This is a genomic window from Clostridium sp. (assembly GCF_030532265.1).
Lineage (GTDB): Bacteria > Bacillota > Clostridia > Clostridiales > Clostridiaceae > Clostridium.
Map to the genome: position 1 here is coordinate 29,831 of NZ_JAUNLM010000001.1, position 25,487 is coordinate 55,317.

The following is a 25,487-nucleotide window of genomic DNA, read 5'->3' on the forward strand; positions in this document are numbered from 1 at the left end:
TCTATATATTAAAATATGAAAGAGTGGTGGAAGTATGAAACCATTAGCTGAGGTTATGAGACCAAGCACTTTAGAAGACTTTGTTGGGCAAAAGCAAATACTAGGAAAGGGAAAGCCTTTATATAATTTAATAAACAAAAAGGTTATTCCAAATTGCATATTGTATGGTCCACCAGGAACTGGGAAAACTACATTGGCTAACATAATGGCAAACTATGTAGATAAAAAGTTTTATAAATTAAATGCTACAACAGCATCAGTTAAAGATATACAAGAAATAACTTCTAATTTAGATAATCTTCTTAATTATAATGGAATTGTTCTTTATATAGATGAGCTTCAACATTTTAGTAAGAAGCAACAACAAGCATTACTTGAATTTATTGAAAATGGAAAGGTAACATTAATAGCTAGCACTACTGAAAATCCATATTTTGCAATACATAAGGCTATTATAAGTAGATGTAACATATTTAAATTTGAACCTTTAAATTCTGAAGATATAGTTATAGGACTTGAAAAGGCTTTAAATAAATTAGTAAAAGAAGGAGTAGAAATAGAATATTCAGTAGATGCATTAAATTATATATCAGAAATTTCTCAAGGTGATTATAGAAAGGCATATAATATATTAGAACTTGCTATTAATTCTCAACTAAAAATAAAAAAAGATATTTCAATAGAATATATAGAAAATTTAGGTCAATCACATATGAGAGCTGACTCAAGTGGAGATGAATTTTATAATCTTTTAAGTGCTTTACAAAAGAGCATAAGAGGAAGTGATGCAGATGCAGCTGTTCATTATTTAGCTAGACTTATAGAAAGTGGTAATATTATAGCTATAACTAGAAGAATTTCTGTAATAGTAGCAGAAGATATAGGCCTTGCACACCCAAATGCTCTTACTGTAGTTAATTCAGGTCTTGAATTAGCACTTAAAGTAGGTTTTCCTGAAGCAAGAATAATTTTATCAGAGCTTGTAATATATTTAGCTACTCTTCCAAAATCTAATAGCGCATATTTAGCTATAAATAAAGCTATGGAAGATTTAAAGAAAAATAATATTGGAGATATACCAAACCATTTAAAAGATTCTCATTATAGTGGTTCTTGTAAATTAGGGGTTAATGGATATAAATACCCTCATGATTATGATAATAATTATGTTAATCAAGAATATTTACCTAGTGAATTAAAAGATAGGGAGTATTATTTGCCAAAAAAAAATAAGTATGAGGAAAATATAAAAAAATATTGGAGTTTAATAAAAAAGAAATAACAAAGAGTTAGTACTTAATACTAGCTCATTTTTTTATAAGTAGTTTTTAGTTAAAATTAATTTATATATAAAGGTATAATTATTTATGTAATTAGTTTAAATAAAATAAATTTAAATAGTAAAATATAAACATAGAATTTACATTTAATGAAGCTAAAATTTAATATTAAATTTTATTATTTTTAAAATAAGCATTTTTAAAGTTATAATTATAATCTTCATAATTAATTTACATAAGATTATTGACAATAGCCGAGTAGTTTGGTATGATATATTCATAAATCGTAGTAAGTTACTCTACTTTAAGGGGGGAGAAAATGAAACTTTCAACAAAAGGAAGATATGGTGTTAAAGCTATGGTTGATTTAGCTGTCAATTATGGAGGTTCACCTGTGTCCATTAAAACAATATCAAAGAGACAAAATATATCAGAATATTACTTAGAGCAATTATTTAGTCCCCTTAGAAAGGCAAAGCTTATTAAAAGTATAAGAGGAGCCCAAGGTGGATACATACTTAATAAAGAACCTAAAGATATTAAAGTTTCAGATATTATGTATGTATTAGAAGGACCTATAGAGATAGCTGATTGTATAGAAGGCGCTGTATGTAACAATATAGATTGCTGTGCAACTAGAATTCTTTGGAAAAAAATAAAAGATAGTATAGATAGTGTTATGGAATCTATAACACTTCAAGATATAGTTAATGATTATGAAGAAATAAAACAAAACAACGAAAAGTTAAATCTTTTAGATAGAGGTGAATAGAAATGAAACCAGTATATATGGATTATGCTGCAACAACATATGTTAAACCAGAAGTATTAGAAGAAATGCTTCCTTACTTTACTAATAAATTCGGAAACCCATCATCATTTTATGCAATATCAAGAGAAACTAAAATGGCTGTAGATAAGGCAAGAGGTCAAGTGGCTGATGCTTTAAATGCAGATCTTAATGAGATATATTTTACAGGTGGTGGATCAGAAGCTGATAACTGGGCAATTAAAGGTATTGCATCAGCTTACAAGAATAAAGGAAATCATATAATTACAACAAAAATAGAACACCATGCGGTATTACATACATGCGAATATTTAGAAAAACAAGGATTTGAAGTTACTTATCTAGATGTTGACGAAGAAGGATTCATTGATTTAGAAGAACTTAAAAATGCAATTACTGATAAAACTATATTAGTTTCAATAATGTTCGCAAATAATGAAATTGGAACAATAGAACCAATAAAAGAAATAGGTAAAATATGTAGAGAAAGAAAAGTTTTATTCCATACAGATGCTGTTCAAGCTATTGGTAATGTTGCAATTGATGTAAAAGATATGAATATTGATTTATTATCTATTGCTGGACATAAAATTTATGGACCAAAAGGAATTGGAGTTCTTTATATAAGAAAAGGTGTTAGAATACACAACCTAATTCATGGTGGTGGTCAAGAAAGAAACAGAAGAGCAGGAACAGAAAATATTGCTGCAATAGTTGGTCTTGGAAAAGCTATTGAAATGGCTACTCAAAATTTAGAAGAACATTCTAAAAATTTAACTGTATTAAGAGATAAATTAATAGATGGATTATTAAAAATTCCTTATACTAGATTAAATGGACCAAGAGGTGATAAGAGATTACCAGGAAATGTTAATGTATCATTTGAATTTATAGAAGGAGAATCAATACTTCTTTCATTAGATTTTGAAGGTGTATGTGCATCAAGTGGTAGTGCTTGTACATCAGGATCATTAGATCCATCACATGTTTTACTTGCAATTGGTTTACCACATGAAAAAGCACATGGATCATTAAGATTAACTTTAGGAGATGGTTCAACAGAAGAAGATGTTGATTATGTTTTAGAAGTTGTACCACCAATAATTGAAAGATTAAGAAAAATGTCACCATTATGGACTGACTTTATTAAGAGAGGAGAAAGATAGTTATGATATATAGTGAAAAAGTTATGGATCATTTTAGAAATCCAAGAAATGTAGGAGTTATAGAAGATGCAAATGGTATAGGAGAAGTTGGAAACGCTAAATGCGGAGACATCATGAGAGTATACCTAAAAATAGAAGACAATATAATAAAAGATGCTAAATTTGAAACATTCGGATGTGGATCAGCAATAGCATCATCATCAATGGCAACAGACCTAATAAAAGGAAAAACTGTTGAAGAAGCTTGGGAACTTACAAATAAAGCTGTTGCAGAAGCTTTAGATGGACTTCCACCAGTTAAAATGCATTGCTCAGTATTAGCAGAAGAAGCAATCCACAAAGCTATAAATGATTATAGAAAAAAAGAAGGTTTAGAAGCTTGGGATTTTGAAGAGCATGGAGATGACTTACACGACCACGTTCACGGAGATGAATAGTAATATGGAAAAGAAAAAGGTTGTAGTAGGTATGAGCGGCGGAGTTGATAGCTCCGTCGCTGCTTACCTTTTAAAGAAACAAGGATATGATGTTATAGGTATAACTATGCAAATTTGGCAAGAAGATAAAGAATATGAAGAAAAAGAAGGTGGATGTTGTTCTTTATCAGCTGTTGATGATGCAAGAAGAGTTTGTGAAAAATTAGATATACCTTTTTATGTTTTAAACTTTAGAGATTCTTTCAAAGAAAAAGTAATCAAATATTTTGTTCAAGAATATATAGATGGTAAAACTCCAAATCCATGTATAGCTTGTAATAAACATTTAAAGTTTGATGAACTTTTAAGAAAAGCTAGAGGAATAGGTGCTGATTATGTAGCTACTGGACATTATGCAAAAATAGAAGAAAGAGATGGAAGATATCTTTTAATAAGATCAGATGATGATAGAAAAGATCAAACATATGCTCTTTATAATTTTACACAAGATCAATTAGCTCATACATTAATGCCATGTGGAGAATATACTAAAGATAAAATAAGAGAAATAGCAAAGGAAATAGGTCTTGCTGTTCATAATAAAAAAGATAGTGAAGAAATATGTTTTATACCAGATGATGATCATGGTAGATTTATAAAAGAAGCTCGTCCAGGTGAAGTTAAACCAGGTAATTTTGTAGATGTTAAGGGTAATATACTAGGAAGACATAAAGGTATAGTATACTATACTATAGGTCAAAGAAAAGGGCTTGGACTTGCACTTGGAAAACCTGTTTTTGTAATTGATATAAAGCCAGAAACAAATGAAATTGTTGTAGGTTCAGAAGAAAATATATTTAAAACTGACTTAATTGCAAAAGATGTTAATTTTATTCCTTTTGATGAATTAAAGGGTGAAATGAAAGTTGAAGCAAAAGTTAGATATGCTGCAAAACCAGCAGAAGCAATAATATCACCTTTATCTGATGGAAGAGTTAAAGTTTCATTTGCTGAAAAGCAAAGAGCAATAACTAAAGGTCAATCAGTTGTGTTTTATGATGGAGAAATCGTTGTTGGTGGCGGTATAATTGAAGGATTAGTATAAGATTAAAGGCTACGGCATTAAATTTGTCGTAGTCTTTTTGAATTAATAAAATATTATTTGAGAGGAGACTATATATGTCAATAATTTCAACTGTATATGTACCAGAGGGTATAGCTATGGCTGCAGATAGTAGAATGAGTGGAACTACTACATTGAATGATGGAACAAAATATAAACATACTTTAAGTGATAATTCTCAAAAATTATTTTTAATTAAAAATAATACTATAGGAATAGCTTGTTGTGGTGATGCAATAATTGGTGGAAAGTTTGTTGGGGACTTTATTAGAGAATTTGAAATAAAAGAAATAAAAGAAGATAATACTGTAGAGGATATAGCTTATGAATTAAATGAATACACTAAAAAGCTTCATGGTAACGGGGTAATATATCATGTATCTGGATATATTGATGATGTTCCTTATGTATATAAAATAGTAAATGGAGAAGTTATTAGAAATAACATTGATGCTAATGGAAATGTAAGGAATGGGTTTACATGGAATGGTGATCCAGAAGCTCTACGAAAACTTGTTTTAGGAGATCCACCAATGCAATTTAATTTTAATTTTATGCAATTAAAAGATGGAATAGATTTAGCAGAATTTTTAATAGATTTAACTATAAAATATCAAAGATTTGATATGAGACTTGCAACATGTGGTGGACCTATTGATATACTTGTAATAACAAAAGATTATGCTAAATTTATAAAACATAAAATATTAAATCCTTAAGGCCTTATTAAAAGGCTTTTTTTTATCCTATTATTTATCCTTATATTAGTTTAAAAAGCAATTTTTTTGGGAAAGCTATTTTATAAGTGAGTATATAGGAGGTGCAGCATGATTAGAAGCAAGGAGTTTTTACTTAAAAATGTTTATGATATTAGAGGGAAAAAATTAGGAGTAGTAGAGGATTTATATATAGATTTTTTTAAAGGCATTATAATAGGGCTTAAAATATCAACTCATGCTTTTTTTTCTAAGAAAAATTGCGTGTTTATTGATGATATAATATCAATTGATAAAGAGATATTAGTTAAAGAATTAAAAGAAGGAACTGGCCTTAGATTACAAGAAGTTAAGGGAATGGATATAATAGATTTAAATGGTAACCTTAAAGGTGTAGTAGAAGACTGTATAATAGATGAAATAGGTTTAACTATAAAGGGATTAGTTGTTAGTACAGGGCTTATAGAAAGATTATTAAAAGGTAAAGAAGTTATATTAATAAACGAATGTATCCTTGGTGAAGATTATGTTTTGTATGTTGGTAATAAAAATGTTACTTTAAAATCAATGCCAAGAAAAGAAGAGAAAAATGAAGTTTCAAATTAAAAATAGATTACTTTTAATAAAGATATTAATATCTATAATTGTAGTTGCATTTATAATATTATATTTTAAGTGGGGAATTTTTAGAGAAGTTATAAATATTATAATTATAGCTTCTATATTAGCATATGTACTAAGGCCTTTACGAAATTTACTTATGAGTAAATGGATGCTTTCAAAAAACAAATCAACATTAATAGTAATGCTTGGTATAATACTTTTAATTTCTTTATTGATGGCTATATTACTTCCAAACATAATAAATGAATTTTCTAATTCTTCTTATATGATAGATGAATTTTCTAGATATATAAAAAATTTTGGAGATAAAATGAAAATAGGAAATTCTTCTTTGTCTGGAGTTATATACAGTGAATTAGAAACTAAAGTATGGGGATATATTATGGAACTATCTCGTTCTATAATAAATTGGATTATTGAATTTACTAGTGATATATTTTCTATTGCTCTTATACCTATAGTTTCATATTATTTTTTAGCAGATGGGGAAAGTATAGCTAATAAATGTTATTTATTAGTACCATTAGAAAAAAGACGTATTACTAAAAATATTATAAATGATGTAAATATGTTATTGGAAAGATACATAATAAGTCAAGTTATTTTATCATTAGGAATTGGAGTAATGTGTTTAATATTATTTATATTAGTAGATATAAAGTTTGCATTTTTATTAGCTATAATAAATGCAGTTTTTAATATAGTTCCTTATTTTGGGGCAGTTTTTGGTGGAATACCAGCTGTGATTGTAGCTTTAATAGATTCACCAGCAAAAGGTCTTTGGATTGGTTTGGGTATACTTTTAATACAACAAATAGAAGGTAATATATTAGCACCTAAAATTACTGCTGATAGTACAAACATACATCCAATTGTAATAATAATAATACTTCTAATAGGAGAAAAAATTGGCGGAGTTTGTGGAATGATACTTGCAGTTCCTATAGGAGTTATATTAAAGGTTATATATGATGACTTAAATTATTATTTATTTTAGTACAAATTAAATAATAGTTTTTATAAGAATATAAAAATGTTATAAAGTTTAATAAATAATCTAAAAATATTGACATATTTAAGCATATAAAATATAATTTCATTAGTTATAATTTAATATTTAGCATTGATTAGGATGAGTAAATTTGAATTTTATTTTTCAGAGAGGAAGTGGTTGGTGTAAACTTCTAAATAAATCATTTTGAAGCTACCTATGAGCTATAGCCATTAAAAGAGATGTAAATTTATTTTACATAATTAGGGTGGTACCGCGGAAGAATTTGTAGCTTTCGTCCCTTACTATTTTATAGGGATGAGAGCTTTTTTATATTGAATTGGAGGGAATAATATATGAAGTATATGGGAACTAATGACTTAAGAGAAGCTTATTTAAAATTTTTCGAAAGTAAAGATCATTTAAGATTAAAAAGTTTTTCTTTAGTTCCAAAAAATGATAAAAGTTTATTATTAATTAATGCTGGAATGGCTCCACTTAAGCCTTATTTTACAGGAATGCAAGAGCCACCAAGAAAAAGAATAACAACATGTCAAAAGTGTATAAGAACAGGCGATATAGAAAATGTTGGTAAAACATCAAGACATGGTACTTTCTTTGAAATGCTTGGAAACTTTTCATTTGGAGATTATTTTAAAGAAGAAGTAATTCCATGGGCTTGGGAGTTTATAACAGAAGTTTTAAAAATGCCAAAGGACAAATTATATGTAACTATATATTTAGACGATGATGAAGCATTTAATATTTGGACTACAAAAACAGATATAGACCCTAATAGAATATTCAGACTTGGAAAAGAAGATAACTTCTGGGAACATGGAGCAGGTCCATGTGGTCCATGTACAGAAATTCATTTTGATAGAGCAGAAGAAGGGGTAGAACCTGTAAAAACTGCAGAAGAATTTGTAAAAGCTAGTGATGAAGATAGAGTAATAGAGTTTTGGAACTTAGTATTTACTCAATTTGATGGAGATGGAAAAGGAAATTATGAAAGACTTCAAAATCCTAACATAGATACAGGTATGGGACTTGAAAGACTTGCAACTTTAATGCAAGGTGTAGATAATATATTTGAAATTGATACAGTTAAAAATATATTAGGTAAAGTTTCAGAGCTTTCAGGAGTAAAATATGGTGAAGACAAGGTTAAAGATGTTTCACTTAGAATAATTACAGACCATATTAAATCAGTTACTATGATGATTTCAGATGGAGTTCAACCAAGTAACGAAGGAAGAGGATATGTTTTAAGAAGACTTTTAAGAAGAGCTGCAAGACATGGTAGAGTTTTAGGTATTAAAGGATTATTCTTAAAAGATGTTGTAGAATCAGTAGTTGAAAATTATGCTTCAGAATATGATGAACTTTTAACTAAAAAAGACTATATTGAAAAAATTGTTACATTAGAAGAAGAAAGATTTAATGAAACAATAGATTCAGGAATGGGAATACTTTTAGGATATATTGAAGAATTAGAAAATAAAAATGAAACTGTATTAAGTGGAGAAAAGGCATTTAAGCTTTATGACACTTATGGATTCCCATATGAGTTAACAGAAGAAATATTAGAAGAAAAAAATATGACAATAGATAGAGAAGCATTTGATAAAGAAATGCAAGATCAAAGACAAAGAGCAAGAAGTGCAAGAGGGGAATTCACTTACATGGGTAGTGAAGAATCACCAATCAATTCAATTGATAACAATATAGAATGTGAATTTGTTGGATATGATAATGATGAAGCTATTGGTAAAATTCTTTTCTTAGCAAATGATGAAGAAGTTTTAGAAGAGTTAAAAGAGGGTCAAAAAGGATATATTGTAACTGATAAAACTCCATTCTATTCAGAAATGGGAGGTCAAGTTGGTGACAAAGGTATAATAAAAGGACATAGCTTTGAAGCTTATGTTTATGATACAAAAAATAATGTTGCTGGAAAAACTATTCATTATGTAAAAGTTAATACTGGTATAGTAAAATTAAATGATGAAGTTGAATTAAAAATAGATGTTAATAGAAGAAATAATATACGTAAAAATCATACAGCAACTCATATGCTACATTCAGCTTTAAAAATAGTTGTTGGAGAACATGTAAATCAAGCAGGTTCTTATGTTGATGATGAAAGATTAAGATTTGACTTTACTCATTTCCAAGGATTAACTTCAGAAGAACTTCAAAAGGTTGAAGATTTAGTAAATGCTAAAATAATGGATGTATTTACTGTAGAAACTAATCTTATGTCATTAGATGAAGCAAAAGAAAGAGGCGTTACAGCCTTATTTGATGATAAATATGGTTCAGAAGTTAGAGTTGTAGAAGTATCAGATTATTCAAAAGAATTATGTGGTGGAACACATGTTAAAAATTCAGGACAAATTGGTTTATTTAAAATAGTTAATGAATCAGGAGTAGCAGCTGGAATAAGAAGAATAGAAGCAGTAACTGGATTTAGTGCTATTAAATACATGGAAGAAAAGCAAAGTGTACTTAAAGATGCTTGTGCAGCATTAAAGTGTAATGAAAAAGATATAATAAATAAAATATCAGCACAAGCTTTAGATATTAAAGAAAAAGAAAAAGAAATATTAGAACTAAAATCAAAACTTACAAGTGGAGCAGAAGATGATATATTAAAAGCAGCTAAAGACATAAAAGGTATTACTGTTATATCATACGCCTTAGAAGATGTAGATGGAAATGCTTTAAGAGACTTAGGTGATAAGATAAGAAATAAAGCACAAAAATCAGTAGTAGTTTTAGTTAGCAATGTAAATGGAAAAGTAAATTTAGTAGCTATGGCAACTAAAGATGCTGTATCAGAAGGAGTACATTGTGGAAAAATAATAAAAGAAGTAGCTTCAGTAGTTGGAGGCGGCGGTGGTGGAAGACCGGACATGGCTCAAGCTGGAGGAAAAAGCCCTGAAAAGATAAATGAGGCTGTACAAAAAACATATTCTGTAGTGGAAAGTTTATTAAAATAGTGTACTTTTAAATTTAGATAGGTTATAATTAACTTATAGAAGTTGAATATAAAATGAAATGCATGGATAATACTATTGAATATATAGATTTCCTTTAACAATTAGGTAAGGGGGTGAGCTGCTAAAAGCAGCGAGGAGTATGAGCAATAATTTAGAACATACAATGCAATTTGATGTATCAAAGAATAAAGAAGTGCTAACAAAGGCCATTTTAACAGAGGTTTATAATTCACTTCAAGAAAAAGGGTATAATCCAATTAATCAACTTGTGGGTTATTTAATATCAGGAGACCCTACTTACATTACAAATTACAACGGAGCAAGAGCTTTAGTAAGAAAACTTGAAAGAGATGAAATTCTTGAAGAAGTTATAAAATCTTATTTAGAGATAAAATAAACAAGGTGCCCTGTTGAAGGGCATCTTTTGTTTTAGAGGAGATAATATGAGAATATTAGGATTAGATGTTGGACAGAAAACTATAGGAGTTGCAATTTCAGATCCACTTGGTTTTACAGCCCAAGGTATAACAACTATAAGAAGAACAAAAAAAACTGATGATGTAAAAGAAGTTGTGAGAATATGTAATGAGTATTCTGTAGAAACTATAGTTGTAGGACTTCCAAAAAATATGGATGGTTCCATTGGCTTTGCAGGAGAAAAAATACAAGAGTTTAGTAATTTACTTAAAGAAGCAATTGATTTAGAAATAGTATTTTGGGATGAAAGACTTACAACAGTAGCTGCTCATAGAGCTATGCTTGAGGCAGATTTATCAAGGGGAAAAAGAAAGAAAATAGTTGATAAAGTTGCTGCAACGTATATATTACAAGGATATTTAGATAGAATATCAAGAAAATAAATGATTATTAAATGAAAATAATTATTGACAAAATAAAACAAATATAATTAAAATATAAAAAAAGGAGATGCGGAAAATGGAAAAAGATATAGAATACATTGATTTATTAGATGAAGAAGGAAATGAATTAAAATTTAAAGTAGTTAGCTTTTTTAAGATAGATGATTTAAATAGCGAATATGTTGTTTTAACTCCAGCTGATGAAGAGGGAGAAGAAGCAGTAGTACTTAAAGTTGTTTCTGACGAAGAAGGAGAAGATACTCTTATAAATATAGAGGATGAAGCAGAATTTGCAATGGTGGAAGAAGCTTATAACTTATTAATGCAAGAAGAATAATAGACATGAAAAGAGGTGTTGTAAATGGGAAGCACAGTTTCCGTGGATATGCAAGAACTTAAGGAAAACTTAAAAGAAAAAGGATATAAATTAACTCCTCAAAGAAGAGCAATAGTAGATACTATTATAAAAAACGAAGGAAGACATCTTACTGCTGAAGAAATATATGATGAAGTAAAAAAAGATTGTCCGGAAATAGGCTTAGCAACTGTATATAGAACTGTTGCGTTACTTGAGGAAGTTAAATTGTTATCAAGGTTAGATTTAAGCGACGGATGTAGTAGATATGAAATTATTCACCAAGATGAAGAACATAGACATCACCATTTAATTTGCAACCAATGTAACAAAGTTTTTGAAGTTGAAGAAGATTTATTAGAAGAATTAGAACATAGAATAGAAACAAAATATAAATTTAAAATACAAGATCACAGCGTAAAATTTTATGGTATATGTGATGAGTGTAATAAGGGAGAGAAAAATTAAAGGATGTCTCTTTAAATATTAAGAGAAGAATTCTTTTGTTTATATATATTCTTAAATAAGGAGGGGAAATATGAAGAATGAAAAAGCTAAGGTTAAAATAATTCCTCTTGGCGGAATAGATGAAATTGGAAAAAATCTTACAGTCATTGAATACAAAGATGATATAGTAGTAATAGATTGTGGATTAAAATTTCCAGAAGCTGATATGTACGGAATAGATATCGTAATACCAGATATATCTTATTTATTAAAAAATAAGGAAAAAGTTAGAGGAATATTTTTAACTCACGGACATGAAGACCATATAGGTGCACTGCCATATGTATTAAAGCAATTAGATGTACCTGTATATGGAACTAAGCTTACTTTAGGTATTGTAGAAACTAAATTAAGAGAACACGGAATTTTAGATACTACACAACTTGTTAGAGTAAAGCCAAAAGATAAAATAAAGTTACAAAATGTAACTGTTGAATTCATCAAAACAAACCACTCAATAGCAGATTCAGTAGCTATTGCTATTCACACGCCACTTGGTGTTGTTTTACACACAGGAGATTTTAAAATAGATCATACTCCTATAGATGGTGGAAGAACAGATTTTGCAAGACTTGCTGAATTAGGAAGAAAAGGAGTACTTGTAATGATGGCTGATTCTACAAATGTAGAACGTCCAGGATATACTAAGTCTGAAAGTGTTGTTGGTGAAAATTTAAAAAGGTTATTTGGAAAAGCAAAAGGTAGAATTATAGTTGCTACATTTGCTTCAAATGTTCATAGAATTCAACAAATAATAACTGCTGCGGAAATGTATGGAAAGAAAGTTGCTGTATCAGGAAGAAGTATGGAAAATATAGTACAAGTGGCAATTGAACTTGGATACTTAAAAATACAAAAAGATACTTTAGTAACTATTGATGGTAGTGCAAAATACAAAAACGAAGAAATGGTTATTATAACAACAGGAAGTCAAGGAGAACCAATGTCAGCTCTTGCTAGAATGGCTGCTGCTGAACATAGAAAGATAACTATAGTTGAAGGGGATACTGTAATAATATCAGCAACTCCTATTCCAGGTAATGAAAAGTTAGTATCAAAGGTAATAAATAGATTATTCAAAAAAGGTGCAGAAGTTATATATGGTTCAGATGAGAATGTCCATGTTTCAGGTCATGCTTGTCAAGAAGAATTAAAACTTATGCAAACTATAGTAAGACCGAGATTTTTTGTTCCAGTTCATGGAGAATTTAGACACTTAAAACAACATGCTGAACTTGCTGTAAGTGTAGGATTAAATCATAGAAATTATGTTTTACCTGAAACAGGAGATTTAATTGAAATCACTCGTAATTCAATTAAGAAAAATGGTACTGTATCATCAGGGCAAATACTTGTAGATGGATTAGGTGTTGGTGATGTAGGTCACATAGTTTTAAGGGATAGAAAGCATTTATCACAAGATGGTATATTAACTGTTGTTGTTACTTTAGATAGGGAGAGTGCATCAGTTATTGCAGGACCAGACATAATTTCTAGAGGATTCGTATATGTTAGAGAATCTGAAGGCCTTATGGATGATGCTAGAGAAATTGTAAAAGAAGTATTAAATGAATGTGAAAAATCAAAAATTACTGATTGGGCTACTATAAAGAGCAGAATCAGAGATGAACTTAGAAATTTCTTATATGAAAAAACTAAGAGAAAGCCTATGATACTTCCAATAATAATGGAAATATAGAAAGCTAATACCTTAATTAACAATCATTTATGTTGACTTTTTAAAAAGTAAATATTAGAATATAAAATAGTGCGAGAATTGGGTACACGAGTATCCAATTTTCTTTTTGAAAAAAAATATTATAGGTTTACATAGAAAAATATATAGAAAAAATATATAAGTAAAGCTAATTTTGGAGGAAGAGAATGGAATTAATTAAAAGAGAAGATATTAGAAATATTGCTATTATAGCCCACGTTGACCATGGTAAGACTACATTAGTTGACGCATTATTAAAAGATAGCCATACTTTTAGAGAAAATGAAAAAGTAGAAGAAAGAGCTATGGATTCAAATGATTTAGAAAAGGAAAGAGGAATTACAATTCTTTCAAAAAATACAGCTGTAAGATACAATGGTGTAAAAATAAACATAGTTGATACTCCAGGACACGCAGATTTTGGTGGAGAAGTTGAACGTGTACTTAAAATGGTTGATTCAGTTTTATTAGTTGTTGATTCATATGAAGGTCCAATGCCACAAACTAAGTTCGTTCTTAAAAAAGCATTAGAGTTAGGATTAAAACCAGCAGTAGTTATAAATAAGATTGATAAACCAGATGCTAGACCAGAAGAAGTTATTGATGAAGTTTTTGAATTATTCTTAGAGCTAGGAGCAGATGATGAGCAATTAGATTTCCCAATAGTGTATGCTTCAGCAAGAAATGGTTTTGCAAGATATAATGTTGAAGATACAAATGAAAACATGACTCCTTTATTTGAAACAATATTAAAGCATGTTCCATGTCCAGAAGGATATGTAGATGGACCATTACAAATGCTTGTTACTACATTAGATTCAAATGCATTTGTTGGAAGAATTGCAATCGGTAAAATACATAGAGGAACTGTTAAGAAAAATCAACAAGTTGCATTAGTTAGAAAAGATGGAAGTACTTCAAATTATAAAGTTACTTCATTATTTGGATATAATGGATTAAAGAGAGAAGAAGTTAACGAAGCTTCAATGGGAGATATTATAGCTTTAAGTGGTGTTTCAGATGCAAATATAGGTGAAACAATAGCTGATGCTCAAAACCCAGAAGCATTACCATTTGTTGAAATTGATGAACCAACACTTAGCATGAACTTTATGGTAAATGATTCACCATTTGCAGGTCAAGAAGGAGATTTTATAACTTCAAGACATTTAAGAGATAGATTAATGAAAGAACTTGAAACAAATGTAAGTTTAAGAGTTAGAGAAATAACTCCAGATTGTTACGAAGTATCAGGAAGAGGAGAACTTCATTTATCAGTTCTTATAGAAACTATGAGAAGAGAAGGATACGAATTACAAGTATCAAAAGCAAATGTTATATTCAAAGAAGAAGACGGCAAAAAATTAGAGCCAATGGAATATTTAACTATAGATGTACCTGAAGAATTCATGGGACCTGTAATGGAAAAACTTGGACCAAGAAAAGGTGAAATGGTTAATATGACTTCTGCTGTAAATGGATATACAAGATTAGAATTTGTAATTCCAGCAAGAGGACTTATTGGATTTAGAAATGAATTCATGACTGATACAAAAGGTAACGGTATAATGAACCATGTATTCCATGGATATGAGCCATATAAAGGAGAAATTCCAGGAAGAAGCAGAGGATCAATTGTATCATTCGAACAAGGAGATGCTATTGCATATGGATTATTCAATGCTCAAGAAAGAGGATCATTATTTATAGAACCAGGAACACCAGTATATCAAGGTATGATAGTTGGAGTTTGTGGTAGAGCAGATGATATTGATATAAATGTATGTAAGGGTAAAAAACTTACAAATACAAGATCATCAGGAGCTGACGAAGCAATTAAATTAGTTCCACCAATTCAAATGAGTTTAGAAAAAGCTTTAGAATTCATAAATAGTGATGAATTAGTAGAAGTAACTCCAGAAAACGTAAGAATGAGAAAAACTGTTTTAGATAGTGCTGAAAGAAGAAGAAGATTATCAAGAAGCAAAAAGTAATAGTCTAAAATTGTATCTTTATAAAATGAAAAAAAAGTATTATAATAAAGTGAATAGCCGAAATACTGGCTATTTACTTTTATATATAGGGGGATTTTATGAAGAAATCTAAGGGTAAATTAATAATTATTTGCGTGTTAATTGCAATAATTTTAGGTTCTATAGTTTTTATGTACGCTAATACTGTAAACAATCCCTTAAAATCTAGCAATGATAAAATAGTTATTAAAATAGATAAAGGGGAAGGATTTTATACTTTATTAAATGATTTAAAAGAAAAAGGATTAATAAAAAATGAGGCTTTTATTAAACTTTACTTAAAAATTAATAAGGTTAATCCTAAGTTAGTTGAAGGCACATATACAATAAATAGTGATATATCTTTAAAAGATTTTATAAAAGAACTAGAAACTGAAAAAGTTGTAAATGTTGTTATACCAGAAGGTTATACAATTGACCAAATGGGAGATCTATTTGAGGAAAAAGGATTATTTACTAAAAAAGCATTTTTAGAAGCTGTTAAGAATTATAAACTTCCAAGTTACATAAAAAATAATAAGGATGTTAGATATCCATTAGAAGGTTTTTTATATCCAGATACATATTCGTTTAAAATAGGAGTTACTCCAAATGAAGTTATAAAAACTATGAATGATGAATTTTTAAAAGTTTTTAAGGAAGTTGAAAAAGAAACAGGAGTAACTGTACCAGATGATAAGATATATTCAATTGTTACAAAGGCATCTTTAATTGAGAAAGAAGCTAGAACAGAAAAGGATAGACCTTTAATTTCATCAGTAATTGATAATAGATTACAAAAAGGTATGCCATTACAAATAGATGCAACAGTTATATATGCTTTAGGTAAGCATGTTGATAAGGTTCTTTATAAACATTTAGAGATAAATTCACCATACAATACTTATAAGGTTAAAAGCTTGCCAGTTGGACCAATTGCAAGTCCAGGAAAAGCATCTTTAATTGCGGCTCTAAAACCAGCTAAAACTGAGTATTTATATTATTTGTTGGATCCTAAAAAAGGAGAACATTATTTTACAAATAGCTATTTAGATTTTGAAAAAAAGAAATCTGAATTTGGATATTAATTTTATTGGAGGCAATTATGAGCGGAATTACTTATGATTATATGGAGGATTATTTAAGGGGATTAATTGGTGAAAGCACTGGTAAATTTAAAGAACTTGAACAATTCGCAAAAGAAAATGGAGTTCCTATAGTACAAAAAGAAGCAGGTAAATTTTTAGAGTTTATGGTTAGTATGAAAAAACCTCTAAAGATACTAGAGCTTGGAACAGCCATAGGGTATTCAGCTATACTTATGTATGAAGCTGCAAAAACAAATCCTGATATTATTACTATAGAGAGAAGTAAAGAAATGATTGATCTTGCAAAGCAAAATATAAAAAAATATAATTTGGAAGATAAAATCACTATAAAAGAAGGGGATTGTCTTCAAATATTAGAAGAATTAGATGAAGAATTTGATTTAATATTTATGGATGCAGGAAAAGGCCATTACAATCATTTCTTACCTCATTGCTTAAGACTTTTAAAAAAAGATGGTATAATTATAGCCGATAATGTTTTATTTAGAGGAATGGTTGCATCTCAAGACTTAGTTAAAAGAAGAAAAATAACTATAGTTAAAAGAATGAGAACATATTTAGAGATGGTTTCTGAAGATGAAAATTTAATTACATCTGTAATTCCAATGAGCGATGGAATTGCTATAACAAAGAGGAGGTAATTTTTAAATGAGAAAGCCAGAAATTTTAGCACCAGCTGGAAATCTTGAAAAATTAAAAATCGCAGTAGATTTTGGAGCTGATGCTGTTTATATAGGTGGAAATAGATTGAATTTAAGAGCTTTTGCAGGTAACTTCACAAATGAAGAAATTGCAGAAGGTGTTAAATACTGTCATGATAGAGGAAGAAAACTTTATGTAACTATGAATGTTTTCCCTCGTAACTTTGATTTAACAGGTGTTGAAGATTACATAAAAGGACTTGAAAGCTTAGGTGTAGATGCTATTATAGTTTCAGATCCTGGAATAATTGCAATTGCTAGAGAAGTAGCTCCTGATTTTGAAATACATTTAAGTACACAAGCTAATACAGTTAACTGGAGAGCAGCTAAATTTTGGTATGACTTAGGAGTTAAAAGAATAGTTCTTGCTAGAGAAATGTCTTTCAATGAAATATACGGATTTAGAGATAACTTACCAGAAGGTTGTGATTTAGAAGCTTTTGTACATGGTTCAATGTGTATAGCATATTCAGGAAGATGTTTAATATCAAATTATTTATTAGGAAGAGATTCTAATAAAGGAACATGCGCTAATGTTTGTAGATATAAATATCATCTTGTAGAAGAAACAAGACCAGGTGTTTATTTCCCGGTTGTAGAAGATGATAAAGGAACTTACATAATGAATTCAAAAGATTTATGTATGATAAAGCATATACCTGAATTAGTTCAAAGTGGAATATATTCATTTAAGATTGAAGGTAGAATGAAGAGTGAATTCTATGTAGCATCAGTTGTTAAAGCTTATAGAGAAGCTGTAGATAGCTACTTTGAAGATCCAGAAAACTATGAATTTAAGCAAGAATGGATGGATATATTATTAAAGGTTAGTCATAGACCTTATCATACAGGATTCTACTTTGGAAAAACTGGAGAACAAAATTATGATGATTCATCATATATAAGAGATTATGATATAGTTGGAATGGTAAAAGAATATGATGAAGAAACTAAAATTGCTACAATAATACAAAAAAATAGAGTGTTTAAGGGAGATAAAGTTGATATTTTAAGACCTTATACATCTAATTTTTCAATAGAAATGGGATCAATGTATGATGTTGAAAAAAATACTGAAACAGATGTTGCAAATAGAGCACATATGATTTTTAAAATGAAAGTTGATACTCCATTAAAAGTAAATGATATGCTAATTAAACAAAAAGAATCTTTAGAGATTGTTAACAACTAGGAGGTAATTTAATGAAAAAACCTATACTTATTGGAATTACTGGTGGAACAGGATCAGGAAAAAGTACAATAGCTGATGAAATATTTAATAGCTTTAATGAAGAATGTATCGCAATGATACAACAAGATGCTTATTATAAAGATCAAAGTCATTTAAGCATGGAAGAAAGAACAAAGACTAATTATGATCATCCAAGAGCTTTTGATAATGACTTATTAGTAGAACATTTAAAGGATTTAATAGCAGGTAAAGAAATTGAAAAGCCAATCTATGATTTTACATTACATAATAGAGCAAAAGACACTAATTTAGTAAAACCAAGAGACATAATAATAGTTGAAGGTATATTAGTACTTGAAGATGAAAGAATTAGAGATTTATTAGATATTAAAGTTTATGTTGATACAGATGCTGATATAAGAATTTTAAGAAGACTTGTAAGAGATATAAATGAAAGAGGAAGAACTGTAGATTCAGTTGTTGAACAATATCTTTCAGTAGTTAGACCAATGCATATGCAATTTACTGAACCAACTAAGAGATATGCTGATATAATTGTTCCAGAAGGTGGACACAATAAGGTAGCAATAGATATCTTAGTTTCAAAAATTAAAGATATATTAAACTAGGTTGAATAAAACACCTTTTCTTAGTCAAGAATTAGCTAGGAGGAGGTGTTTCCTTTTTATGAAAAAAAAGAATACAAGAAGATATAATTGGATATTAGGTTTTATTATATGTGTATTTACTATTCTTTCAGTTAGATTATATTTTTTAACTATTCATCCCACAGAAAGAGTTGAATCAAATTATAAAAATCATCAAACAGAAAATATAAGTAATAGTAAATATATGCTTTTAGATACAAATGGAAAAGATTTAATGAGCTATAAGAAGAAATATGTTTTAGTTATTGATTCAAGACCATTTAGTTTGAATAATTATGGAGAAACTTTAGAAGATTTAATGGCTCTTAACTTTATAATGAAAGCAGAAAATGAAGAATTTAATTATACAGATGTTATGAGAAGTCAGGGAAAGTTATATTATGAAATATCGGAAGAAACATATAATAAAATAAATAAGCTAAATAATTTAAAAGGTGTATATACATTTGTAAGTGATGAAATAGATATGAAAGAAGCTTGGTCTGTAAGTTCCATGTTTTCAAATATATATGAAGATAATTTTGTAAAGGGATCTTTAAATGAAGAAATTTTTAATAATATAAAAAATAATGTTGTTCCTAAAAAGAACTTTTATTTAGATGAAAAAAATACTTACTCAATAAATGAACTGAATTTAAATAAGGAAAATAGAAATGTGAAATTAACTGTAGATAAAGAAATAGAAGAAGATATAAGAAAAGTTCTATTAAAAGAAGAATATTTAGATTATAAAAATGTTGGTGTTACATTAATTGAAAGCAATACAGGAAAAATAAAAGCTATGGTTCAAAAAGATGAGAGTCAAGCAAATATAAATTTAGGAATTGAAGGTGCTGGATATGAACCAGGTTCCATATATAAAGTAATAACTTATGCATCTGCATTAGAAGAGGGGTTTATAACTCCATATAATACTGTTTCATGTAATGGTAAGATGTGTAATGGAAAGGTTCATGGAACATTAACTATAAAAGAAGGCTTAGTAAAGTCATGTAATGACGTATTTGGGGCAATAGGAAGAAAAGTTGGTTATGATAAGTTAATGCAATATAGTGAAAGAGTTGGATTGTTTGAAAAAGTTTTGAATTTTCAAGGTGAAAATAAAAATGAAACTTCAGGAATAAAACCATTAAATGATGATCCTAAAAATAATAATAAAATAGCTCTTATATCAATAGGTCAAGCAATGAATGTATCTCCTATTCAAATGCTTGGAGCTATAAACACTATAGTAAATGACGGCGTTTATATAAAACCTTATATAGTTGATAGTATATTAGATAATGATGATAAAAACATAAAGAAATACAATACAACTAAAGAAAGAATATTTACTGAAACAACAAGTAAATTAGTGAAAAATGATATGAAGGAAGTTGTATTAAATGGAACAGGAAAGAATGCTTATATTGAAGGATTTGATATTGGAGGAAAAACAGGATCATCATCAAGTGGTAGAGGAACAACACATGGATGGTTTGCAGGATATTTTACAATAAATAATGTGGAGTATACTATGATAGTATTTTTACCTGATTTAATTGAAGAAGAAAGTGTAGGAGGAGGAAACACTGCTGCACCTATATTTAAAGATATTGTTTTAGAACTTGGTAAAAAATAAAAAATATATTTTTTATAATAGCAAGTTTTAAGAAGAAAAGTCATATGATATTAGTAAGCACTATAAGGAGGAAGAAAGTGTTAGTAATATCAAATTTTATCGAGCTTTTATGTAATACAATATTTTTAAGTGGTTATGTATCTAATAATAACACTTTCCCAACACCTCTTAATGAAAAAGAAGAGGAAAAATATTTAAGAAGATTAAAAGAGGGGGATAAAGGGGCGAAAAGTGTTTTAATTGAAAGAAACTTAAGATTAGTAGCTCATATAGTAAAAAAATATTCATTTCCAAATAAAGATGTAGATGAACTTATATCAATAGGGACTGTAGGACTAATAAAAGCGATTGACTCATTTGACGTAGATAAAGGAACAAGACTTGCAACTTATGCATCAAGATGTATTGAAAATGAGATACTTATGCTTTTTAGAAATAATAAAAAGCAAAAAGGAGAAGTTTATTTACAAGACCCTATAGGAATAGATAAAGAGGGAAATGAAATATGTTTGATTGATGTATTAAGTAGCGATAAAGATTCTGTAATAGAAAAAGTTGAGAGTAATCTTCAAGTTACAGCATTATATAAAAAAATGGAGGAAATACTTACAGAAAGAGAACATGATATAATAGTTATGAGGTATGGACTTAAAGATGGAAAAAGTAAAACTCAAAGAGAAATAGCGGCAAAGCTTAATATATCTAGGTCCTATGTTTCAAGAATAGAAAAAAAAGCCTTAAAGAAATTACAAAAAGTTTTATATGGGAAAATAACATAAGTCTATAAATATTTTATATATTATAAAAAACAAATTAAAAATTCGGAGGACAAAAATGTATACTTTAAAAGAACTTTTAGAAAAAACTATTGAATGTAAAGCTTCAGATTTACATTTAACAGCTGATTTAGCACCTATGCTTAGAATAAACGGAAAATTAAAATCTGTTAGTGAAGAAAAACTAAGCAAAGATGATTTGAGAAGTTTCTCAAAAGAATTATTAGGAAATAAATTTGAAAAATATATTGAAAATGGAGAAATAGATAGTTCTTATTCCCTAGAAGGAGTAGGACGTTTTAGAGTTAATGTATTTAGACAATTAGAAAGTGATGCTATAGCTATAAGAAGTATAACTTTAGATGTTCCTACACTAGAAGAGTTAAATCATCCTAATATAATTAAAGAATTAGTAGCTAAAAGAAGAGGACTTATTTTAGTAACTGGACCAACTGGTAGTGGAAAAAGTACAACTTTAGCTGCAATGATAAATGAAATAAATTCAACTAGAAGTGAAAATATAATAACATTAGAGGATCCGATAGAATATATTCACAAGCATAAAAAGAGTATAATAAATCAAAGAGAAATAGGAAGAGATAGTAAGAGTTATAAAAATGCACTTAGAGCAGCATTAAGAGAAGATCCAGATGTTATACTTATTGGTGAAATGAGAGATTTAGAAACTATTTCTATTGCAATTACAGCTGCAGAAACAGGTCATTTGGTTCTTTCTACATTGCACACTATTGGAGCTACTCAAACAATAGATAGAATTATAGATGTTTTTCCTCCATATCAACAGCAACAAATTAGAGTTCAGTTAGCTTCGGTTTTACAAGGAGTAATATCACAACAATTAATTGAAACTATAGATAATAACAATAGAGTGGCTGCATTTGAAACTATGATAATAAATCCTGCAATTCAAAATCAAATAAGAGAAGGTAAAACACATCAAATACAATCTGTTATACAAACAGGTAGTAAATTCGGTATGAAAACAATGGATATGTATTTAGTAGATCTTATTAATTTAGGAATTATAGATAAAGAAGTTGCAATTACATATGCTTTAGATAAAGAGATGATTAATAGAATGATGAAATTTTAAATATGACCATTTACAATGGTCATATTTTTATTTTATTATTTTTAAATATTAATAATTTAATAAGTAAATAAAATAAAGAGGAATTTAAAAATATATGTTGAATATATAAATGTAAGATATAATGAGGAGGTAATGTAAGAAAAATGCAAGAATTTTTAGTGACAGCGGTAGATATAGGAACACAAAAAATTTCTGCATCAAGTGGTATATCAAGACTAGGTGAAGAAGTTGAAATATTAGGAAGTTCTTGTGTTTACTCTAAAGGGATTGATAGAGGAAAGATAGTTGATAGTAAAGCATGTAAAGAAAGTTTTCTTGAAGTTTTATATAAATTAGAGGAAGAAATTAATGAAAAGATTTATGATATTTACATAGGGTTACCATCTTCAGATTTAAAGTTAAAAGAATATGAAATAAAAGTAACAAATACTCATAATAATTTTTTGAAGAATTTAAAAGAATCAATATTAAACTTACAAGAAAGCATAGAGTTAAGTGAAGATGAGAGAATATGTGATGTATCAATAAATTATTATAAAATAGGTGATGATGTAAAATTAGAAATTCCTAAAGATGTATTAGGAGATATATATGTTAACGTTACTGTTTTTTTATGCAATAGAGATACATTAAATAAATATAAAACTATATGCATAGATACAAGGTATAATATTAAAGGATTTATTTCTAATATAAATTCATTAAGAAATATATTTTTATTTAAGGAAGAATTAGGCGAAAAGGCCATAGTAGATAGTGGAGCTGGATTAACTGAAATTGGTATATTTAAAGATGGAGTTATAAAGGAACTTATTTCTATTCCATTAGGTGGAAATAATATTACAAGTGATCTTTCAATATGTGCAGGTTTAACAAATAAAGAGGCTGAATTAGTTAAGTGTGAATATAGCAATAATTATGTAAGTATTTTAAATGATGATTTACAAAAAGAAATACTTATAGATGGCAAAAGTATTCATAAGGAATTATATTTTAAAGTGTGTGAGGCAAGAATTGAAGAAATTCTTAATTATGTAAATAATGAATTAAAAAATACTAGTCATTATAACGATTTATGTAGTATAATTTTATGTAGTGATTCTTTAACCAATTTTGAAAATATAAAAGCGTTAGTAAGTGAAATGATAGATTACAAAGTTAATATAATTACAAAAAGTGATTTTAATATGCAAAATCTTTCAAATATTACTTCTTTAGCTATTGTTAAAGAGGTGCATGATAGGGTAGAATTAATATGTGAAGATTTTACAAAAGATGTTAAAGGTAATACTTTAAAATTTGAGGAAATAAGTGATATTGATGTTAACGCTAATTATGAAATAGAAGATTTAGGTCACGATGATAAGAAAAAAAAGAATACTGGTATTATAGGAAAAATAAGAAGTTTACTAGAGGATATTTTCTAAAGGAGGAATTGTTTTGTTAGATTTTGAAGTTGATATGCAAGAATTAACTAATATAAAAGTCATAGGCTGTGGAGGCGGAGGAAGTAACGCTGTTAATAGAATGATAGTTGAAGGATTAAAGAATGTAGAATTTATAGCTATCAATACAGATAAACAAGCCCTTATGCTATCACATGCAAATCAAAAAATACAAATAGGTGAAAAGCTTACTAAGGGATTAGGAGCAGGAGCTAACCCTGAAATTGGACAAAAAGCAGCAGAAGAAAGTAGAGAAGAAATTACAGCAGCTATTAAAGGTGCTAACATGGTATTTATTACTGCTGGAATGGGCGGTGGAACAGGAACAGGTGCTGCACCAGTTGTTGCTGAAATTGCTAAATCATTAGAAATTCTTACAGTAGGTGTTGTAACTAAACCTTTCCCATTTGAAGGAAAGAGAAGAATGAGACATGCTGAAATGGGTATTGCAAAGTTAAAAGAAAAAGTTGATACATTAGTAATAATCCCTAATGAAAGATTATTATTTATGGCAGATAAAAAGACAACACTTTTAGACTCATTTAGATTAGCTGATGATGTTTTAAGACAAGGTGTGCAAGCGATATCAGACCTTATAACTATTCCTGGAGTAGTTAATGCAGACTTTGCTGATATAAAAGCTGTTATGTTAGATAAAGGATTAGCACATATGGGTGTTGGTCATGGAAAAGGCGATAATAGAGCATCTGATGCTGTTAAAGAGGCTATAGCTTCACCATTACTTGAAACTTCAATAGAAGGTGCAACTGGAGTTATACTTAACTTTACAGGTGGAGCAGATCTTGGAGCATTAGAAGTTTATGAAGCTGCAGATGTAGTAAGAGAAGCTGCAGATGCTGATGCAAACATAATATTTGGTGCTGTTATTGATGAAACTCTTCAAGATGAAATAAGAATTACTGTTATAGCAACAGGGTTTGAAGAAGATGGAATAGGTGCACTTCCAAAAGAAACACCTAAAGTTGAAGTGAAAAAACAAATAAGCAAACAAGTTGAAGAAACTGTTGTAGAACCAAAAGAAGAAGTTGCAGCAACTTCTTCAGAGGAAACAGTAAGCTCAACTATAACTTATACTGAAGAAGATTTATCAATACCAACATTTTTAAGAAGACCAAGAAGATCAAATTAAAATTTAAAAATATTATTAAATTGGTTTTAAAAGCTTTAGATATTTATATCTAAAGCTTTATTTTTTTAGAAAAGGTTACAAAAAGGTAAAAAAAGTGAGTGATTTAAAAGTCAAAAATGTTTTATGTATAAGAAAATTATGTTAAAATT

24 protein-coding genes and 1 other annotated feature are annotated in these 25,487 nt (G+C 28.5%); all 24 genes read left to right on the top strand.

Annotated features, from left to right (window positions below):
- Window positions 1-34 precede the first annotated feature (34 nt).
- The 24 genes from Q4E08_RS00190 to ftsZ all read left to right on the top strand — a co-directional run bounded on the left by Q4E08_RS00190 (window position 35) and on the right by ftsZ (window position 25,338).
- A complete protein-coding gene (locus Q4E08_RS00190; protein ID WP_303126923.1) occupies window positions 35-1,282 on the top strand; it encodes a replication-associated recombination protein A in 1,248 nt (415 codons plus the stop codon).
- Between the two features lie 317 nt (window positions 1,283-1,599).
- Window positions 1,600-2,052, top strand: coding sequence for an Rrf2 family transcriptional regulator (locus Q4E08_RS00195; RefSeq protein WP_303126925.1), 453 nt, complete (start codon window positions 1,600-1,602; stop codon window positions 2,050-2,052).
- Window positions 2,053-2,054: 2 nt separating this feature from the next.
- Window positions 2,055-3,236 (top strand): cysteine desulfurase NifS, encoded by a 1,182-nt coding sequence (gene nifS, locus Q4E08_RS00200; RefSeq protein ID WP_303126927.1) that lies wholly within the window; start codon window positions 2,055-2,057, stop codon window positions 3,234-3,236.
- Window positions 3,237-3,238: 2 nt separating this feature from the next.
- Entirely contained in the window at window positions 3,239-3,673 is a 435-nt protein-coding gene (nifU, locus tag Q4E08_RS00205; protein WP_303126928.1) for a Fe-S cluster assembly scaffold protein NifU, read from the top strand.
- Window positions 3,674-3,677: 4 nt separating this feature from the next.
- A complete protein-coding gene (gene mnmA, locus Q4E08_RS00210; protein ID WP_303127196.1) occupies window positions 3,678-4,757 on the top strand; it encodes a tRNA 2-thiouridine(34) synthase MnmA in 1,080 nt (359 codons plus the stop codon).
- 74 nt (window positions 4,758-4,831) lie between these two features.
- Window positions 4,832-5,494 carry a hypothetical protein gene (locus tag Q4E08_RS00215; protein WP_303126929.1) on the top strand — a complete coding sequence of 221 codons (663 nt, stop codon included), beginning with the start codon at window positions 4,832-4,834 and terminating at the stop codon, window positions 5,492-5,494.
- A gap of 108 nt (window positions 5,495-5,602) precedes the next feature.
- A complete protein-coding gene (locus Q4E08_RS00220; protein ID WP_303126930.1) occupies window positions 5,603-6,097 on the top strand; it encodes a PRC-barrel domain-containing protein in 495 nt (164 codons plus the stop codon).
- The gene (locus Q4E08_RS00225; protein ID WP_303126931.1) at window positions 6,081-7,112 is read left to right on the top strand and encodes an AI-2E family transporter; all 1,032 of its coding nucleotides are present in this window, start codon (window positions 6,081-6,083) and stop codon (window positions 7,110-7,112) included. The genes Q4E08_RS00220 and Q4E08_RS00225 overlap by 17 nt, the downstream gene beginning before the upstream one ends.
- 117 nt (window positions 7,113-7,229) lie before the next feature.
- Window positions 7,230-7,412 (top strand) — a binding site (T-box leader).
- 50 nt (window positions 7,413-7,462) lie between these two features.
- Entirely contained in the window at window positions 7,463-10,111 is a 2,649-nt protein-coding gene (gene alaS / locus Q4E08_RS00230) for an alanine--tRNA ligase (RefSeq protein WP_303126932.1), read from the top strand.
- A 139-nt stretch (window positions 10,112-10,250) separates the two neighbouring features.
- On the top strand, window positions 10,251-10,508 hold the full coding sequence (locus Q4E08_RS00235; RefSeq protein WP_024614558.1) for an IreB family regulatory phosphoprotein: 258 nt from the start codon (window positions 10,251-10,253) through the stop codon (window positions 10,506-10,508).
- 46 nt (window positions 10,509-10,554) lie between these two features.
- Complete coding sequence (gene ruvX, locus Q4E08_RS00240) at window positions 10,555-10,971, top strand: Holliday junction resolvase RuvX (protein WP_303126933.1); 417 nt, start codon at window positions 10,555-10,557, stop codon at window positions 10,969-10,971.
- Window positions 10,972-11,047: 76 nt separating this feature from the next.
- Window positions 11,048-11,308, top strand: coding sequence for a DUF1292 domain-containing protein (locus Q4E08_RS00245; RefSeq protein ID WP_303126934.1), 261 nt, complete (start codon window positions 11,048-11,050; stop codon window positions 11,306-11,308).
- 24 nt (window positions 11,309-11,332) lie between these two features.
- Entirely contained in the window at window positions 11,333-11,794 is a 462-nt protein-coding gene (locus Q4E08_RS00250; protein WP_303126935.1) for a Fur family transcriptional regulator, read from the top strand.
- Between the two features lie 70 nt (window positions 11,795-11,864).
- Window positions 11,865-13,532 (top strand): ribonuclease J, encoded by a 1,668-nt coding sequence (locus Q4E08_RS00255; protein WP_303126936.1) that lies wholly within the window; start codon window positions 11,865-11,867, stop codon window positions 13,530-13,532.
- 185 nt (window positions 13,533-13,717) lie between these two features.
- Window positions 13,718-15,544, top strand: coding sequence for a translational GTPase TypA (gene typA / locus Q4E08_RS00260; RefSeq protein ID WP_303126937.1), 1,827 nt, complete (start codon window positions 13,718-13,720; stop codon window positions 15,542-15,544).
- Between the two features lie 98 nt (window positions 15,545-15,642).
- Window positions 15,643-16,650 carry an endolytic transglycosylase MltG gene (gene mltG, locus Q4E08_RS00265; protein WP_303126938.1) on the top strand — a complete coding sequence of 336 codons (1,008 nt, stop codon included), beginning with the start codon at window positions 15,643-15,645 and terminating at the stop codon, window positions 16,648-16,650.
- A 17-nt stretch (window positions 16,651-16,667) separates the two neighbouring features.
- Window positions 16,668-17,312, top strand: coding sequence for an O-methyltransferase (locus tag Q4E08_RS00270; protein WP_303126939.1), 645 nt, complete (start codon window positions 16,668-16,670; stop codon window positions 17,310-17,312).
- A 7-nt stretch (window positions 17,313-17,319) separates the two neighbouring features.
- Window positions 17,320-18,564 carry a U32 family peptidase gene (locus Q4E08_RS00275; RefSeq protein WP_303126940.1) on the top strand — a complete coding sequence of 415 codons (1,245 nt, stop codon included), beginning with the start codon at window positions 17,320-17,322 and terminating at the stop codon, window positions 18,562-18,564.
- Between the two features lie 11 nt (window positions 18,565-18,575).
- Window positions 18,576-19,193: a uridine kinase gene (gene udk / locus Q4E08_RS00280; RefSeq protein WP_303126942.1), complete on the top strand. Its 618-nt coding sequence runs from the start codon at window positions 18,576-18,578 to the stop codon at window positions 19,191-19,193.
- Window positions 19,194-19,251: 58 nt separating this feature from the next.
- Window positions 19,252-20,853, top strand: a complete 1,602-nt coding sequence (locus Q4E08_RS00285; protein ID WP_303126944.1) for a penicillin-binding transpeptidase domain-containing protein — start codon at window positions 19,252-19,254, stop codon at window positions 20,851-20,853.
- Between the two features lie 77 nt (window positions 20,854-20,930).
- Window positions 20,931-21,632, top strand: a complete 702-nt coding sequence (sigK, locus tag Q4E08_RS00290; RefSeq protein WP_303126946.1) for an RNA polymerase sporulation sigma factor SigK — start codon at window positions 20,931-20,933, stop codon at window positions 21,630-21,632.
- 55 nt (window positions 21,633-21,687) lie between these two features.
- Entirely contained in the window at window positions 21,688-22,743 is a 1,056-nt protein-coding gene (locus tag Q4E08_RS00295; RefSeq protein ID WP_303126948.1) for a type IV pilus twitching motility protein PilT, read from the top strand.
- A gap of 143 nt (window positions 22,744-22,886) precedes the next feature.
- Window positions 22,887-24,170 carry a cell division FtsA domain-containing protein gene (locus tag Q4E08_RS00300; protein ID WP_303126950.1) on the top strand — a complete coding sequence of 428 codons (1,284 nt, stop codon included), beginning with the start codon at window positions 22,887-22,889 and terminating at the stop codon, window positions 24,168-24,170.
- Window positions 24,171-24,183: 13 nt separating this feature from the next.
- Window positions 24,184-25,338 (top strand): cell division protein FtsZ, encoded by a 1,155-nt coding sequence (ftsZ, locus tag Q4E08_RS00305; protein WP_303126952.1) that lies wholly within the window; start codon window positions 24,184-24,186, stop codon window positions 25,336-25,338.
- Window positions 25,339-25,487 lie beyond the last annotated feature (149 nt).